The following is a 15,865-nucleotide window of genomic DNA, read 5'->3' as shown; positions in this document are numbered from 1 at the left end:
TAAGCACTGTTGAACAGTGCCCATAGAACCCAGAAGAGGTGCGCCATGAGTCAGCTGCTCGAACCCTATACCCTGCGCCAATTGACCCTCCTGAACCGCATTGCCGTCTCGCCGATGTGCCAATACTCCAGTGATGATGGCCTGGCCAATGACTGGCACCTGGTCCACCTCGGCAGCCGTGCCGTCGGTGGCGCGGGGCTGATTTTCACCGAAGCCACTGCCGTGACGGCCGATGGGCGCATCACGGCCCAGGACCTGGGCCTGTGGAACGACCAACAGATTGAACCGCTGCAGCGCATCACCCGCTTTATTGCCGCCCAGGGCGCGGTGGCCGGCATCCAGTTGGCCCACGCCGGGCGCAAGGCCAGCACCCATCGGCCATGGATCGGCAAGCACGGCAGCGTCAAACCCGAGGACGGTGGTTGGGTGCCGGTAGGCCCATCGCCGATTGCCTTTGACCCTCAACACACTCAACCCCGGCAACTGGACGAAGAGCAGATCCAGCACGTGATCGCCGACTTCGTCGCTGCCGCCAAGCGTGCGCTCACCGCCGGTTTCGAGGTGGTGGAAATCCACGCGGCCCACGGTTATCTGTTGCACCAGTTCCTGTCGCCCATCAGCAATCAACGGCAGGACCAATACGGCGGCTCCTTTGAAAATCGTATCCGCCTGGTGCTTCAAGTGACCCAGGCGGTGCGCGAGGTCTGGCCCCAGGAATTGCCGCTGTTCGTGCGCGTGTCGGCCACCGACTGGGTGGAGGACGGCTGGAACCCCGATGAAACCGTCGAGCTGGCGCTTCGCCTCAAAGGCCTGGGCGTGGACCTGATCGACGTATCCTCCGGCGGCACCGCCGCCAATGCCGAGATCCCCACCGGGCCGGGCTACCAGACGCGCTTTGCCGAACGTGTGCGCAAGGAGTCGGGCATCGCCACCGGCACCGTTGGCATGATCACCGAGCCGGCCCAGGCCGAGCACATCCTGCGCACGTGTCAGGCCGATATCATCTTCCTGGCCCGTGAACTGCTGCGCGATCCGTACTGGCCATTGCATGCCGACGATGACTTGGGCGGGCGCAAGGCAATCTGGCCAGCGCAGTACCAACGGGCGACCCATCGGGACCAGCCGATTCATGAGTCTGACTTGAAGGATTGATCCGCCACAGGCGCCATCTGAACCCACCCTGAGCCGGTGGGTTTTTTCTGTCCGTTGCTGTGGGATCTGGGTGTAGGTATTTGTTACCGAAGTATTTTTTTAAGTGAATACTCTAAAAAAATCCCACACGTAACGAGATTGTTTCTACGCTTAGGATATGACCGATTTCTGGCCCAGGGAGTCAGTCTGTTTGTCCACGCAGGCGTTGCGCCTCACGGGATTCGGTTGGTGGGCACCGGAGTATTTGATTGATATCAGGAGAAGCAGTCCATGGCCAAGTCCGATAGCGTAGCAGGTTGGGTGGCGTCTTTTTTGACCCGCAGGGTATCCATGCGTGGCCGTCGTTTAAGTCGTGATGAGGTTGAGTTGCTCGCGCAGTATCGCGCCCTGAACGAGAGCGATCAGGTGGCGATGCGTTATCTCATTGGAGCGATGAAGAGCGTGTCGCGGTTTTAGAACCCACGGGTGAGCCGCGTGGGAGGGAACAGGCCCCTCCCACATTGGATATCAGGTGTACTTGCGCTGGTCCGGTGCCGGCGGGAAGTACTGATACAGCCAGGTTTCACTCAACGTGCGGTCCTGGGTGCGGATAAACAGGCGCAGTTCCACCGGCTCCACGCTGTCGCTGGTCGGGTACCAGTCGAACAGGATGCGGTAGCCCTTGATGTTGTCGAGCACCAGCACGCTGAAGTCCTTGACCTCACCATGGGAACACGTCACCACGGGCTCGATCCCGGTGCCGGGCGGTAAACGGTCAAGGCCCCCGCCCTTGAAGTCCACGGCAAAACGCCGCGCCCATACGTCCGGGTAATGCTCGCCCGGTGCCCAACCTTCGGTAAAGCCGCCCATGCCGGAACGGGTCGCGTCGACCTGGGCCAACGGCGTGCTCACCGGTGGCAAGGCGCTCCAGTACAGCTTGTAGCCATAGTTGAGCGACTCACCCGCAGCCACGGGCTTTTTCGGAGTCCAGAAGGCCACGATGTTGTCCAGGGTCTCGCCGGTGGTGGGGATCTCCAACAGGTCGATGGAGCCTTCGCCCCAGGCGGTGGTCGGCTCGACCCACAGGCTTGGGCGCTTGCTGTACCAGTCCACGGTGTCCTGATAGCTGGCGAACTCATGGTCGGTCTGCACCAGCCCAAAGCCTTTCGGGTCTTTGTCGGCGAATGCGTTGAATTGCAGCTTGGCCGGGTTGTTCAGCGGGCGGCAGATCCACTCGCCGTTGCCGCGCCACATCGCCAGGCGGTCCGAATCGTGGATTTGCGGGTGGATGGTGTCGCACATCCGGCGTTCGTGGGTGCCGCAGCTGAACATGCTGGTCATCGGTGCAATGCCCAGTTGCTCAATGGCGGTGCGCGCATTGATGTGCGCGTCGATCGCCATCACCACCTGGTTGGCCTGGCAGTCGATATCGAAGCGATAGGCGCCGGTGGCACTTGGCGAGTCGAGCAGGGCGTAGACCACAAAACGCGTGGCGTCCTTGTCCGGGGTTTCGAACCAGAACTGCGTGAAGTCAGGGAATTCCTCGCGTTTTTTCGCGTAGGTGTCGATGGCCAGGCCACGGGCAGACAGGCCGTATTGGCCGGTGGAATCCACGGCGCGGAAGTAGCTGGCACCGAGAAACGACAGCACGTCATGGCGATCCAGTTCCGGGGCCTTGAACAGTTTGAAACCGGAGAAGCCCAAGTCGCCGGTCAGCTGTTTGGTGTCGACGGTGGTTTTTTCATAGTTGAACAGCGATGGGCGAAAGTGCACCTCGCGGGCTTCACGGGTTTTCGGATCAACGCTGTGCATGCGCACCGGCGTCTTGAAACCCATGCCGACGTGGAAAAACTGCACGTCCAACTGGCCGTTCAACTCTTTCCACAGCGAATGCTTGCCGTCGTAGCCGATGGCGTTGAAATTCTGCGGGGTCATGGTCGCCAGGGTCGGCGGCAGCACCTGTTTGGTGTCTTTATAAGCGGTCCCGGCGAGTTGCTTGGCCTGGGCCTTGAGTGCGTCGAAGTCGAACGCCACGGCCTTGCCGTCGGCGGCACGGTTCCCGGCCCAGGCCTGCGCGGCCAGCAGGCCGCTGGCCGACAAACCGGTGTAAGCCGCAATGGCCATGGACGCTTTGAGCAAATTCCTGCGGTGCATAGAGACAACCTGTCGTGAGCAAATCCCGCGCCGTTCCTGGCACGTAGCGGATCAGAAATTACGGTTCGGACATGCCTTCGGCCAAACGCAACGGACATTAAACAGACGCCGGATAGCTTAAGCGGTTCGATGACGTAGGAAAATTGATTGATGGCGGGTTGATGGCATTGCAAGTGCGACAAGACATTTCCGCGCCTAATGTGGGAGGGGCAAGCCCCTCCCACATTGACTATTGCAGTGCTTGTCAGAGCGTCTTTCAGGCGACTTCACCAACTGCCCGGTAAGCCTCATCGATCGCCGCATGGGCATACGCGCTCCACGCCGCATCCGAATTGGCGATGCTCACATGTCCTACAGGCTTGCGCGCCAAATTCATCAACGCTTCGTTCTCATCGGCGTCATCAAACAAGCTGTTGGAGAAGCTCGCATAACCATGTGACCAACGGTTGACCGTGATCGCCAGAATATCCGTCTCATGCTTGAACCCACCCGGCCCGAGCATGCGTTGCAACTGGTCACGCAATTGCGCCTCCAACTGCTCGAACGTCTGCCCATACAGCTTGCCCCGTCCGGCGCGGGCTTGGTCGCGGGCGTTCATGCCGCTGTCGGGGCTGGTAGGCACGTAGACCAGGTGCAGCCCAATCGGCTGCGTCGGGTCGCGTGGATGATTGTAGCCGCCCATGCTCACCGGGTAGTCCAGTTTGATGCGGCTGTACGGTTGGGTCGCCGCGTAGATCTCATGCACTCCCAGTTGCTGGAACGACTGCCAATTGCGGATCACTACCTTGGTGTACACCAGCGGGTATTTCACGTTCTGGCTGAGCGCACGGGCCTGAGGCGCCGGCAGGTCTTTGAGCAGGTACGGAATCATCATGTTGTAGCACGCCAGGATGCAGCGCTTGCCGCGCACCTGGGCGAGCTGGCCGCCGCGGCTGTAGCCGATATGCACGCCACCGTCGACGTTGCGCACGCTGACGGCCGTGCTGTTCAAGCGCAGCCGTACCGCCGCCTTGGGCTGGTCGAGCCTGGCGTAATCAAAGGTGGCCAGCACGATATCGTCCATGGTGTGCCCCGGCGCCACGCCGGGTATCAGGCTGCGCACCAGCAACCGCGCCACCGAGGCATTGCCATCCGGGAAGTGGTAGATGTAGGGCTCTTCCATTTCCGCTGCGGCTTCTTCGCTGATTGGCGCCAGGTTCATCCCCGCAAAGCCTGGGAAACCCACGCTATAGGCATCGGCCGCTGCCACGGCATCAATGCTCAGCGCCATGAAGTCATTGGTTCGGCTCTGGAAGTACTTCACCGCGCCTTCCGATAACCCTACGTCCTTGAGCAGGAAATTGCGGTAGCTGGTGGCCGACAGGTAGTCGGCCTTTTCTTCGGCTGTTTTACCCGGCAGGTAATCCTTGGGCGCCGTGTGCAGGTCGATCAACGCCTGGCGGTCTGCTGCCGGCAGAGGAAAGTCATTGATGAACTCGTGGATGGGCCGCGCATGCAGTTGGTCTGGCGCAATGTCATCAGCCACCATGGGCGTCGGGTCACCGGTCACCAGTTTGTCTTCGCCGAAGTTTTCCTTGTCGAAAAACACCCCGCGCGACAGCCCCAGGTTGGGGTAGAACTGGCGGTCGAAGGCGGTTTCGAAGCGCTTGATAGTGACGCCGAGCTTCTTCAACAGCCCGTTCACTTCCTTGCTGTACAGATGGTTCGGCGATTGCAACGCCTCGCTGCCGCCGTAACCGATGATCATGCGGCCACCGGCCTGGAATTCATTGCGCTTGGCGTGGCCGCCGAAGTCGTCGTGGTTTTCCAGGATCAGGATCTTCGCCTTCGGGTGCTTCTCCCGGTAGAACCACGCCGCCGACAAACCACTCAAGCCTCCGCCGACCACCACCAGGTCGTAATCCTCGGTAATCGGCAGTTTTTCGGTGTCGAACACCTTCTTTTCCCAGCCCATCTGGTGCGCCACTTCGAACGAGCCGACATGGCTGCCGCGCAGGCCGGTGAGGGCAGGGGGGTAGTAGCGGCCATCGGGTGCAGCCTGGAGCAGTTGCAGCGGAGTCATGCCTGCGGCAACAGTAATGGCGACGCCGTTGAGGAAGTCGCGGCGGGTGATGTCCATGGGGGGCAACCTGAGATTTTATTGTTGTAGGACCGGCACCCAAGGCAGGTGCCGGGAGGCGCTCGATCAGTGCTTGAACATCACGTGGCGAACCGTGGTGTAGTCCTCCAGCCCGTACATGGACATGTCCTTGCCGTAACCCGACAGTTTCTGACCGCCATGGGGCATTTCGCTGACCAGCATGAAGTGGGTATTCACCCACGTGCAGCCATACTGCAAGCGCGCAGCCAAACGATGGGCGCGGCCTACATCGGCGGTCCATACGGAGGACGCCAAGCCGTAGTCCGAATCATTGGCCCAGCCCAATACCTGCGCTTCGTCGGTGAACCTGGTCACCGACACCACCGGTCCGAACACCTCGCGGCGCACGATTTCATCGTCCTGTTGCGCATCGGCCAGTACCGTCGGTTCAAAGAAGAACCCGTTGCCTTCCACCGCCTTGCCACCCGTCACCAGGCGGATATGCGGCTGCGCCACGGCACGCTCGACAAACCCGGCGACACGGTCGCGATGCTGTGCGGTGATCAACGGGCCCAGTTCGGTGGCCGGGTCATCCTGCAAGCCATATTTGATAGTGGCGACGGCCGCACCGAGCTTCTCGACAAATGCGTCGTAGATATCCGCCTGGGCGTAAATGCGGCACGCGGCCGTGCAGTCCTGGCCAGCGTTATAGAAGCCGAACGTGCGGATACCTTCCACGGCGGCCTCGATGTCCGCGTCGTTGAAGATGATCACCGGCGCCTTGCCGCCCAGCTCCATGTGCATGCGCTTCACGCTGTCGGCCGTGCTGGAAATGATATTCGCGCCGGTGGCGATGGAGCCGGTCAGCGACACCATGCGCACCTTCGGGTGGTTCACCAGCGGGCTGCCTACGGTTGGCCCACGACCGAAGACCAGGTTGAGTACACCGGCCGGGAAAATCTCCGATGCCAGTTCAACCATGCGCAACGCGGTCAGCGGGGTTTGCTCCGACGGCTTGAGCACCACGGTATTACCGGCGGCGAGGGCTGGGGCGATTTTCCAGGCGACCATCATCAGCGGGTAGTTCCACGGTGCGATAGAGGCGATCACGCCCACCGGGTCGCGGCGGATCATCGACGTGTGGCCCGGCAGGTATTCGCCGCCGGCCGAACCGCTCATGCAACGGCTGGCGCCGGCGAAGAAGCGGAATACATCGGCAATCGCCGGGATCTCGTCGTTCAGCGCCGCGCTGTAGGGCTTGCCGCAGTTGTCCGACTCCAGCTTGGCCAGCTCTTCGCCGTGGGCTTCGATTGCGTCGGCCAGTTTCAGCAGCAGCAGGGAGCGGTCCTTCGGCGCGGTTTGCGACCAGCTTTCAAAAGCCGAGTCGGCAGCACGCACGGCCGCGTCGACCTGGGCTTCGCTGGCTTCGTTGATTTCCACCAGCACCCGGCCCAACGCCGGGTTGAAAATCGCCTGGGCCGGGCCTTCGCCTTCGACCAGGTGGCCGTTGATCAGCAGTTTGGTTTGCATGGTTCAGCTCTCCTCAAACTAATGTTATTTCCCTGAAGAAACCGGCTCTAAATGTGGGAGGGGGCTTGCCCCTTCCCACATTTAGAGCCGCGTTCCTCCAGTCACAGAGTTATTTACCGCCACTTCCCGCCACGCTTTCACCGCCGCGTGTCAGGTAATAGGCACCGAGAATCGGGAACATCGTGACCAGCATCACCAGCATCGCCACCACGTTGGTCACCGGCACATCCCGAGGGCGACTGAGCTGGTTGAGCAACCACAGTGGCAAGGTGCGCTCGTGGCCAGCGGTGAAGGTGGTGACGATGATTTCGTCGAACGACAGCGCAAACGCGAGCATGCCGCCGGCCAGCAGCGCCGAGCCCAGGTTGGGCATGATGATGTAGCGGAAGGTCTGCCAACCGTCGGCGCCCAGGTCCATCGAGGCCTCGATCAGGCTATGGGAGGTGCGGCGCAAGCGGGCGATGACGTTGTTGTAGACGATCACTACGCAGAATGTCGCGTGGCCGACGATGATGGTGAACATCCCAGGCTCAATGCCCAGTGTCTTGAAGGTCGCCAGCAGCGCGATACCGGTGATGATGCCCGGCAGCGCAATCGGCAGGATCAGCATCAGCGACACGCCTTGCTTGCCGAAGAACTCGCGGCGATACAGCGCCGCCGACGCGAGGGTGCCGAGCACCATGGCGATCAGGGTGGCGATGGCGGCGATCTGCAGCGACAGTTTGATCGACTCCAGCACGTCCGGTCGGGCAAACGCCACGCTGAACCACTTCAACGTGAAGCCCTGGGGCGGAAAGCTGAACGCGGCTTCTTCGGTGTTGAAGGCATAGAGGAAGATGATCAGGATCGGAAAGTGCAGAAACACTAACCCGCCCCAGGCCGCGATCTTCAAGCCTATTGATGACTGCATTTGAGGTGAAGAGTCAGAGTGCATCGAAGGCCCCCAGGCGTTTGACGATGGACAGGTACACCGCAATCAGCACGATGGGCACCAGGGTGAACGCCGCGGCCATGGGCATATTGCCGATGGCACCTTGCTGGGCATACACCATGCCACCGACGAAGTAACCCGGCGGGCCCACCAGTTGCGGCACGATGAAATCGCCCAGGGTCAGCGAAAACGTGAAGATCGACCCGGCCGCAATCCCCGGAATCGACAGCGGCAGAATCACCTGCATAAAGGTCTGGCGCGGCTTGGCGCCCAGATCCGCCGAGGCTTGCAGCAACGACGGCGGCAAACGCTCCAGGGATGCCTGGATCGGCAAAATCATGAACGGCAGCCAGATATAGACGAACACCATGAACCGCCCCAAATGCGAGGTGCTCAAGGTGCTGCCGCCCACGCCGGGAATGCCCAGCACGAACTGCAACACCGGCTCCAGCCCCAGGTGCTGCACAAACCACTGCGCCACGCCGCCCTTGGCCAGCAGCAAGGTCCAGGCGTAGGCCTTGACGATATAGCTGGCCCACATCGGCATCATCACCGCGATGTAGAAGAACGCCTTGGTCTTGCCCGTGGTGTAGCGCGCCATGTAGTAGGCAATCGGGAAGGCCACGATGGCGCTGGCGATCGACACCACAATCGCCATGCTCAGGGTGCGCAGGATGATGTCGAAGTTCGACGGCTGGAACAGCGCGGCGAAGTTGGCCAGGGTCAGGTCCGGCGTGACCGCCATGGTGAAGTCGTCGAAGGTGTAGAAGCCTTGCCACAGCAGGGTCAGCAACGAGCCGAGGTAGATCGCGCCGAACCAGATCAGCGGCGGTATCAGCAGCATGGCCAGGTACAGGTTGGGCTTGCGGTACAGCAGGTTGGAGAACCTGCGCATCGGCGGTTGGGAAAGGGCCAGGCTCATGTCACACCTCGCCTGCAGTGTCGGTCAGCGGCGTCATGGCTTCCCGCGCCCAGCGCGCGGTGATCGGCTGGCCGACCTGATGGCCGCTGCTGATGTCCAGCCACTGGTTGTTGGCCTGGCTGATGTTCAACGCCTGGCCGTTCTCCAGTTTCAGCTCATAGCGGGTGGCGCTGCCCTGGTACTGGATATCATGCAGCAGGCCGCTGATTTCAACTTCGTCGGCACCCAGCGGGCCTTCGGCGAACCGCACATGCTCCGGACGGATCGAAAACGGCTGCGCGCTGCCGCTCAGGCGCTGGGCCAGTTCGCCGCGAATCACGTTGGAGGTGCCGACGAATTCGGCGACGAATGCGGTGGCCGGTTTCATATACAGGTTGCGCGGGGTGTCGACCTGTTCGATGCGGCCTTTATTGAAGACCGCCACACGGTCAGACATCGACAAGGCTTCGGTCTGGTCATGGGTGACGAAGATGAAGGTGATGCCCAGCTGGCGTTGCAGCTTTTTCAACTCGCTCTGCATCTGCTCGCGCAGCTTGAGGTCGAGGGCGCCCAGCGGTTCGTCGAGCAGCAACACGCGGGGGCGATTGACCAGGGCGCGGGCCAGGGCCACACGCTGGCGTTGACCGCCCGAAAGTTGCACCGGCTTGCGCTCGCCATAACCGCCGAGGGCGACCATGCCCAAGGCTTCTTCGGCGCGGTTCAGTCGCTCGGTCTTGCCCACGCCTTTGACCTTGAGGCCGTAGGCCACGTTGTCGCGCACGTTCATATGGGGGAACAGCGCGTAATCCTGGAATACCGTGTTTACATCGCGTTGATACGGCGGCAGGCCGGCGGCCTCCTCGCCATGAATCCGGATCGAGCCGGCGCTCGGCTGCTCGAACCCGGCGATCAGGCGCAGGCAGGTGGTCTTGCCCGAGCCGGAAGGGCCGAGCATGGAAAAGAACTCGCCGTCCTGGATATCGATGGAAACCCGGTCAACGGCCTTCACTTCGCCGAACTGACGGGAAACGTGGGTGAATTGGACTGCAAGCGTCATGGTGCGGTGCTCCAAAAAAGCATGGGCCGTCGCAGCGGCCCGGTCTGGGCTTCTGAAAAAACGAGGATGCATGTGTGCTGCGCTGAAACGGTGAAAATCGGGCTTTTGTGGTGAGCGGGCTTGCCCCGCGCAGGGCAAGCCTGCTCACCACAAGAAGCAGTCTCTGGACCCTTAGCGGCCGCCCATGATCGCGATGTAATCCTGGGTCCAGCGGCTGTAGGGCACGAACTTGCCGCCTTCTGCCTGCGGGGTTTTCCAGAAGGCGATCTTGTCGAACTGGTCGAACCCGTTGGTCTTGCACCCTTCGGCACCCAGCAGTTCGCTTTCCTTACAGGCCGCAGGCACCGCCGGCAGCGAGCCGAACCACGCCGCGACATCGCCCTGGACCTTCGGCTGCAGCGACCAGTCCATCCACTTGTAAGCGCAGTTCGGGTGCTTGGCTTCGCTGTGCAACATGGTGGTGTCGGCCCAGCCGGTGGCGCCTTCCTTGGGGATAGTCGAGGCAATCGGCTGTTTCTCGTTGACCAACCCGTTGACTTGATACGGCCAGGCGCTGGAGGCCACCACGCCTTCGTTCTTGAAGTCACTCATTTGCACGGTGGTGTCGTGCCAGTAGCGGTGGATCAACGGTTGCTGGGCGCGCAACAGGTCGAGCACGGCTTTGTACTGGGTTTCGGTCAGCTCATACGGGCTCTGGATGCCCAGTTCCGGCTGGGTAGATTTGAGGTACAGCGCCGCATCGGCAATGTAGATCGGGCCGTCATACGCCTGCACGCGGCCTTTGTTCGGCTTGCCGTCCGGCAGGTTCTGGGCGTTGAACAGCACATTCCAACTGGTGGGCGCGGTCTTGAACACGTTGGTGTTGTACATCAGCACGTTCGGGCCCCACTGGTACGGGGTGCCGTAGGTCTGCTGGCCGACCACGTACCACGGCGCATCCTTGAGGCGTGGGTCGATGTTCTTCCAGTTGGGGATCAGCGCGGTGTTGATCGGCTGCACACGCTTGCCGACGATCAGCCGCAGCGACGCATCGCCCGACGCAGTGACCAGGTCATACCCGCCCTTGGCCATCAGGCTGACCATTTCGTCAGAAGTGGCGGCAGTTTTCACATTGACCTTGCAACCGGTTTCCTTCTCAAAACCAGTGACCCAGTCGTAGGCCTTGTCGCTTTCGCCACGTTCGATATAGCCAGGCCAGGCGACGATATCCAGCTGGCCTTCACCGGCGCCTACCGCCTTGAGCGGTTCGGCGGCCTGAATGCTGGCGCTGGCCAGCAGCGCGGTGGTCAAGGCACTGAGCAGTGCGGTCTTGTGCGCGGACATGGGGGTTCCCTCTTCTTTAATTATGGTCGGGGCAGTTGTGTGCAACCGGTGACGCAGAAGCTTAGTTGTTGTTTTAAAGATGTTGGCCGTGGCGGGCCATGATGTGGCGCACCACGCTGTAGTCCTGTAGCGAATCGCTGGACAGATCTTTCCCATACCCCGAGCGCTTCAAGCCGCCGTGGGGCATTTCGCTGACCAGCATGAAATGGCTGTTGATCCAGGTGCAGCCATATTGCAGGCGCGCTGCCACCTGCATGGCTTTGTCCAGGTTTTGGGTCCATACGGAGGAGGCCAGGCCGTACTCGGAGTCGTTGGCCCAGTCCACCGCCTGTTCCAGCTCGTCGAAGCGGGTCACCGTGACCACCGGACCAAACACTTCGCGCTGCACGATCTCATCATTCTGTTTACAACCGGCGAGCAACGTTGGCTGGTAATAGAAGCCCGCGCCGGAATGCACCGCGGCGCCGGTGACCCGTTCGATATGGGGCTGGCCGAGGGCGCGCTCGACAAAGCTGGCCACGCGGTCGCGCTGGCGTGTGCTGATCAGCGGGCCCAGTTCGTTGTCGGCATCGCGCTTGCCGGCAAAGCGCAGGCTGCTGACCGCCGCACCGAGGTCGGCGACCAGCTTGTCGTGAATCCCCGCCTGGGCGTAGATGCGGCAGGCGGCGGTGCAATCCTGGCCGGCGTTGTAATAACCGTAGGCGCGCACGCCTTCGACCACGGCTTGCAGGTCGGCGTCGTTGCACACGATCACCGGCGCCTTGCCGCCCAGTTCCAGGTGCGTGCGTTTCAGGGTTTTCGACGCGGCCTGCAGGATTTTTTGCCCAGTGACGATATCGCCGGTCAGGGACACCATGCGCACTTTCGGGTGGCTGACCAGATGGCTGCCCACGCTTTCGCCGCCGCCACACAGGATGTTGATGACACCGCGTGGTAACAAGTCCTTCAGCACGGGGGCCAAGGCGAGGATCGACAGCGGTGTGTGTTCCGACGGCTTGAATACCAGGGTATTTCCGGCAGCCAGGGCGGGCGCGATCTTCCACGCGGCCATCATCAATGGGTAGTTCCACGGCGCAATGGAGGCGACGACGCCAATCGGGTCGCGCCGCACCATGCTGGTGTAGCCCGGCAGGTATTCGCCGCTCAGTTGCCCGGTCTGGCAGCGCACGGCCCCGGCGAAGAAGCGGAACACGTCGACGGTGGCGCTCAAGTCATCCTGACGCGCCAGGTGCAGTGGCTTGCCGCAGTTCAGGGATTCCAGGCGGGCCAGGTAGTCGGCTTGTTTTTCGATGGCATCGGCGATGCCCAGCAGAATGTTCGAACGTTGCTGCGGCGTGGTCCGTGACCAGCCGGCAAATGCACGGTGGGCGGCGAGGATGGCCGATTCCACCTGCTCGGTGCTGGCTTCGGCGATCTGGGTGAGCACTTCACCGGTGGCCGGGTTGAGGATCGGCTCGGCAAAACCCTGGCCGTGGACCAGTTCGCCGTCAATCAGCAATGCAGTAAGCAGCGGGGTAGACGCGCCGGACATTTTTCGCGATCTCTTTTCTTGTGTGGCCATGGGCGTTCTCTTACGAGGGCCTGACCTTTCTCTTATGGATGCACAGAGACTAGAGGTCAGGCGCGAGGTCAACAAATACTAAATACTGAATGCAGCATTCGATTAAATAGATGGCTTGCGTGGATGGGGCTGTTCCCGGGCGACGGTGAGGAACGGGTCCACCAGTGCCGGTCGCGCCGTGCCACGGCGCCACGCCAGGCCTACGTCGAGGGTCTGGCTGAGATCCGCAATCGGTCGCGCCTCAATAATGTCGCCCTCCAGGGACCATGGGCGGTAGGTCATGTCCGGCTGGATCGATAGGCCCAGGCCTGCCGCCACCAGGCTTCGGACGGCTTCCGTCGAGGCGGTGCGTAACGTAACGCGCGGTTGTAGTCCGGCGCTGGCCCACATGCGCTGTGCGTTGTGGCCCATTTCATCGACATTCAGCTGAATCAGCGGCTCGCGCGTGACATCGGCAAGGTTGATGCTGTCGTGTTCCAGCAGCGGATGCTGCGCCGGCAGCCACAGGCGGTGGGGCGAGTGAGTAAGCACTTCGGTCTGCAGGGCGTGGCGGTCTTCCAGGTTGGAAAGGATCAGCACGCCGACATCGATCTCGCCGCTGACGAGTAAGTGTTCGATATATGGGCGCTCGTCCTCCATCACACGGATCTCCACGTTGGGGTAGGCGCGCTGGAAACGGGTGAGCAGGTCGGCGAGGTAGTAGCCGGCCACCAGGCTGGTCACGCCGATGATCAATTGGCCGGCGACCTGGTCGGTGCTTTGTTGCAGGCTGCGTTTGGCGTTGTCCACGGTGGCGAGGATCAAGTGCGCCTGGCGCAGGAACTGGTGGCCCTGGTGGGTCAGGGTCATGCCCTTGGCGTGGCGGTTGAACAGGTTGACGCCGATTTCCTGCTCCAATTGCTGGATCGCCAGGGTCAGCGTCGACTGGGAAATAAACGCGGTCTGCGCGGCGGCCGAGATTGAGCCGGTCTCGGCCACGGCGATAAAGTGCCGGATTTGACGCAAGGTCATCATGCTGGAATTACCAGTGGGGTGTTTTTATAGATTTGTCCGAGTGTATATCGGTTTTAGCGAACGGCAGCGGCGTTACATCTGGAAGCACTCTAGATCGGGGCTTTTTGGCACTTAGTTTTACGCTGGTGGCCTATTGGTCCAATGAACCCAAGTGTCTGGAGGCTACGAATGAATACCCGTGGATTGCTCGATCAGTTGCTCAAGTCCGGCCAGGACATGTTGCAAAACAAGGCTGGTGGCCAACGCAAGCAAGACGATAAAGGTGCTTTGGGCGGTCTGCTGGGCGGCGCTGGGTTGGGCAGCCTGCTCGGCGGTGCCGGTGGTGGCGCCCTGGCGGCGGGGGCCATGGGCCTGTTGCTGGGCAATAAAAAGGCGCGCAAATTCGGCGGCAAAGCCCTGACCTATGGCGGGCTGGCCGCATTGGGTGTGATTGCCTACAAGGCCTACGGCAACTGGCAGGCCAACCAAGCCAATGCGCCCAAGGGCGAACCGCAGACCATCGACCGCCTGCCACCGGCCCAGGTCGAGCAACACAGCCAGGGCATTCTCAAGGCGCTGGTCGCAGCGGCCAAGGCGGACGGTCATGTGGACGAACGCGAGCGCGAACTGATCGAAGGCGAGTTCACCAAGCTGGACAACGACCGCGAACTGCACAACTGGCTGCACGCCGAGCTGAACAAACCCCTTGACCCCGCCGATGTCGCTCGTGCCGCCAGCACCCCGGAAATGGCTGCCGAAATGTACATCGCCAGCGTGATGCTGGTAGACGAAGAAAACTTTATGGAAAAAGCGTATCTGGACGAACTGGCCCGCCAACTGAAACTGGAGCCTGGGTTGAAGCTGGAGCTGGAAAAGCAGGTGCGGCTCAACCAATAAGCACGCATGCACACAAATCCAAATGTGGGAGGTGAGCAAGTCACCTCCCACATTTGCTTTGCGAGCGCTATTCCATTCCCGCTCTCCTGTGTCGTCCAAGCAGGTATTGGATCATTGCGGTATCCAGGGTGCGGCCAGCTGTAGTTTGATCAGATAGCGTTCTTGAGTGGGATTTCGAACATCCTTGAAGCGATTAACCACCAGCATTACCTGATATTTGTCTGCGGCCTGCCATATAGACGTACCCCCTTTGTTTACGTTGCGTAGTCGCGCACGCCATTGAGGTGTGTCGGCAAAGGGAGGGTCGTCTTTTACGTGAATGGGGATCCAGCCGCCTTTGCGCCATTGTTCCTGTAGGTCCAGTACGACCTGCAGGGCGTCGTCTATCAACAGCGGTTCGATTTGAGGGGACATGCGAATGCCTTCGACCCGTCCGTTACCGAAGCCTACCGTGAGAAAGCGAGCGAGAGGTGTCACGAATCCATATTCAGCGTCTACGAGTCGCAATCGGGCATTTGACCTGGGAGTCCTGAACCAATGATGCCCGGTAATGGAGGGGCCGATCTTTGCGCTGGAACGTTGTCGCATGTCTTCCCAGGGCTCGCCGGGCGTCAGCGCGATTTCCGGATCATCGGCACCGAAGAATATCGCGAGCCATACGAAAAGGACTACGGCGGCCGACCAGAGGCCGACACGTCGCCAATTCATCTGCGCGATCCACCTCATTGGACGCCACGACCTTCGGCGATATCTTCAAGTGCTTGCTCGATCAGATACCGATCATCAGCGATCAGCGTGCCGCCCGGCGCCACAATTTCTTCTGCCTGCTTCTGGTAGGTGCGCCAACTGCGTTCGCAAGAAGAGTCGAGCACCTCGCTGAATATCGCAGGCGCTGGCTTTGACGCTGAGGCAGGCGTCGTGCGAGGTATTGACGCTGGGGGCGATGTAGGAGCGGCACTGTTTTGTACGGAGGTTTCTTCGCCGCTAAGCGTCTGATAACGCTCTAACTGGTCGGCAATCAGACGAGGGGGCGGATCGCATTTGCACTGACAGATATCGTCCGATAGCGCCACTCTTTGTCCCCGTGCCCACTGCTCACGGCGTGGCCCCACGCAGACAATGGTGCCCGTAGTTTTACACACAGGGCAACGCACTTCGTGGCCTTCAAGGGCAATGTCGACTTGCTTGATGGCGAAGCCAATCAAACCACCGACGACGGTACCGCCTGCAGTCGTTCTGGCCCCTCGGGTAATAAAGTAGCGTCGCATGCCAGATATGTCCTTTTGTTAGCTGGGACAGGCACGCTA

14 protein-coding genes are annotated in these 15,865 nt (G+C 61.1%); 3 read left to right on the top strand and 11 right to left on the bottom strand.

Annotated elements, in window-relative coordinates:
* Positions 1 to 45: 45 nt before the first annotated feature.
* The gene (locus tag AOA60_RS04820; RefSeq protein ID WP_099583413.1) at positions 46 to 1,152 is read left to right on the top strand and encodes an NADH:flavin oxidoreductase/NADH oxidase; all 1,107 of its coding nucleotides are present in this window, start codon (positions 46 to 48) and stop codon (positions 1,150 to 1,152) included.
* A gap of 270 nt (positions 1,153 to 1,422) precedes the next feature.
* Positions 1,423 to 1,608 carry a hypothetical protein gene (locus AOA60_RS04815; RefSeq protein ID WP_099583412.1) on the top strand — a complete coding sequence of 62 codons (186 nt, stop codon included), beginning with the start codon at positions 1,423 to 1,425 and terminating at the stop codon, positions 1,606 to 1,608.
* A 51-nt stretch (positions 1,609 to 1,659) separates the two neighbouring features.
* On the opposite strand, the gene AOA60_RS04810 is transcribed toward AOA60_RS04815, so the two are convergent.
* From AOA60_RS04810 to AOA60_RS04770, 9 genes are all read right to left on the bottom strand, one after another.
* A complete protein-coding gene (locus tag AOA60_RS04810; RefSeq protein ID WP_032891741.1) occupies positions 1,660 to 3,285 on the bottom strand; it encodes a glucan biosynthesis protein D in 1,626 nt (541 codons plus the stop codon).
* Between the two features lie 256 nt (positions 3,286 to 3,541).
* On the bottom strand, positions 3,542 to 5,404 hold the full coding sequence (locus AOA60_RS04805; RefSeq protein ID WP_099583411.1) for an FAD/NAD(P)-binding protein: 1,863 nt from the start codon (positions 5,402 to 5,404) through the stop codon (positions 3,542 to 3,544).
* A 66-nt stretch (positions 5,405 to 5,470) separates the two neighbouring features.
* Positions 5,471 to 6,895: a gamma-aminobutyraldehyde dehydrogenase gene (locus tag AOA60_RS04800; RefSeq protein ID WP_099583410.1), complete on the bottom strand. Its 1,425-nt coding sequence runs from the start codon at positions 6,893 to 6,895 to the stop codon at positions 5,471 to 5,473.
* Between the two features lie 109 nt (positions 6,896 to 7,004).
* The gene (locus tag AOA60_RS04795) at positions 7,005 to 7,829 is read right to left on the bottom strand and encodes an ABC transporter permease (protein ID WP_099583409.1); all 825 of its coding nucleotides are present in this window, start codon (positions 7,827 to 7,829) and stop codon (positions 7,005 to 7,007) included.
* Positions 7,819 to 8,748 (bottom strand): ABC transporter permease, encoded by a 930-nt coding sequence (locus tag AOA60_RS04790; protein ID WP_032891733.1) that lies wholly within the window; start codon positions 8,746 to 8,748, stop codon positions 7,819 to 7,821. The genes AOA60_RS04795 and AOA60_RS04790 overlap by 11 nt, the downstream gene beginning before the upstream one ends.
* A gap of 1 nt (position 8,749) precedes the next feature.
* Complete coding sequence (locus tag AOA60_RS04785) at positions 8,750 to 9,784, bottom strand: ABC transporter ATP-binding protein (RefSeq protein ID WP_099583408.1); 1,035 nt, start codon at positions 9,782 to 9,784, stop codon at positions 8,750 to 8,752.
* Between the two features lie 171 nt (positions 9,785 to 9,955).
* Positions 9,956 to 11,107 carry a putative ABC transporter substrate-binding protein YdcS gene (gene ydcS, locus AOA60_RS04780; protein ID WP_099583407.1) on the bottom strand — a complete coding sequence of 384 codons (1,152 nt, stop codon included), beginning with the start codon at positions 11,105 to 11,107 and terminating at the stop codon, positions 9,956 to 9,958.
* A 73-nt stretch (positions 11,108 to 11,180) separates the two neighbouring features.
* Entirely contained in the window at positions 11,181 to 12,638 is a 1,458-nt protein-coding gene (locus tag AOA60_RS04775) for a gamma-aminobutyraldehyde dehydrogenase (protein WP_177411512.1), read from the bottom strand.
* Between the two features lie 132 nt (positions 12,639 to 12,770).
* The gene (locus AOA60_RS04770) at positions 12,771 to 13,682 is read right to left on the bottom strand and encodes a LysR family transcriptional regulator (RefSeq protein WP_099583405.1); all 912 of its coding nucleotides are present in this window, start codon (positions 13,680 to 13,682) and stop codon (positions 12,771 to 12,773) included.
* Positions 13,683 to 13,850: 168 nt separating this feature from the next.
* Between AOA60_RS04770 and AOA60_RS04765 the strand changes: the two genes are divergently transcribed.
* Positions 13,851 to 14,558, top strand: coding sequence for a tellurite resistance TerB family protein (locus tag AOA60_RS04765; protein WP_099583404.1), 708 nt, complete (start codon positions 13,851 to 13,853; stop codon positions 14,556 to 14,558).
* A 111-nt stretch (positions 14,559 to 14,669) separates the two neighbouring features.
* On the opposite strand, the gene AOA60_RS04760 is transcribed toward AOA60_RS04765, so the two are convergent.
* Together AOA60_RS04760 and AOA60_RS33810 are read right to left on the bottom strand one after the other, a co-directional pair.
* Positions 14,670 to 15,284: a hypothetical protein gene (locus tag AOA60_RS04760; protein WP_099583403.1), complete on the bottom strand. Its 615-nt coding sequence runs from the start codon at positions 15,282 to 15,284 to the stop codon at positions 14,670 to 14,672.
* A complete protein-coding gene (locus AOA60_RS33810) occupies positions 15,281 to 15,826 on the bottom strand; it encodes a PAAR domain-containing protein (protein ID WP_256592799.1) in 546 nt (181 codons plus the stop codon). Before AOA60_RS33810 ends, AOA60_RS04760 begins: the two co-directional genes overlap by 4 nt.
* Between the last annotated feature and the right edge of the window lie 39 nt (positions 15,827 to 15,865).

This window comes from Pseudomonas sp. 2822-17 (assembly GCF_002742485.1).
Taxonomy (GTDB): Bacteria; Pseudomonadota; Gammaproteobacteria; order Pseudomonadales; family Pseudomonadaceae; genus Aquipseudomonas; species Aquipseudomonas cyclaminis.
This window is presented reverse-complemented; position numbering and strand designations above follow the sequence as displayed.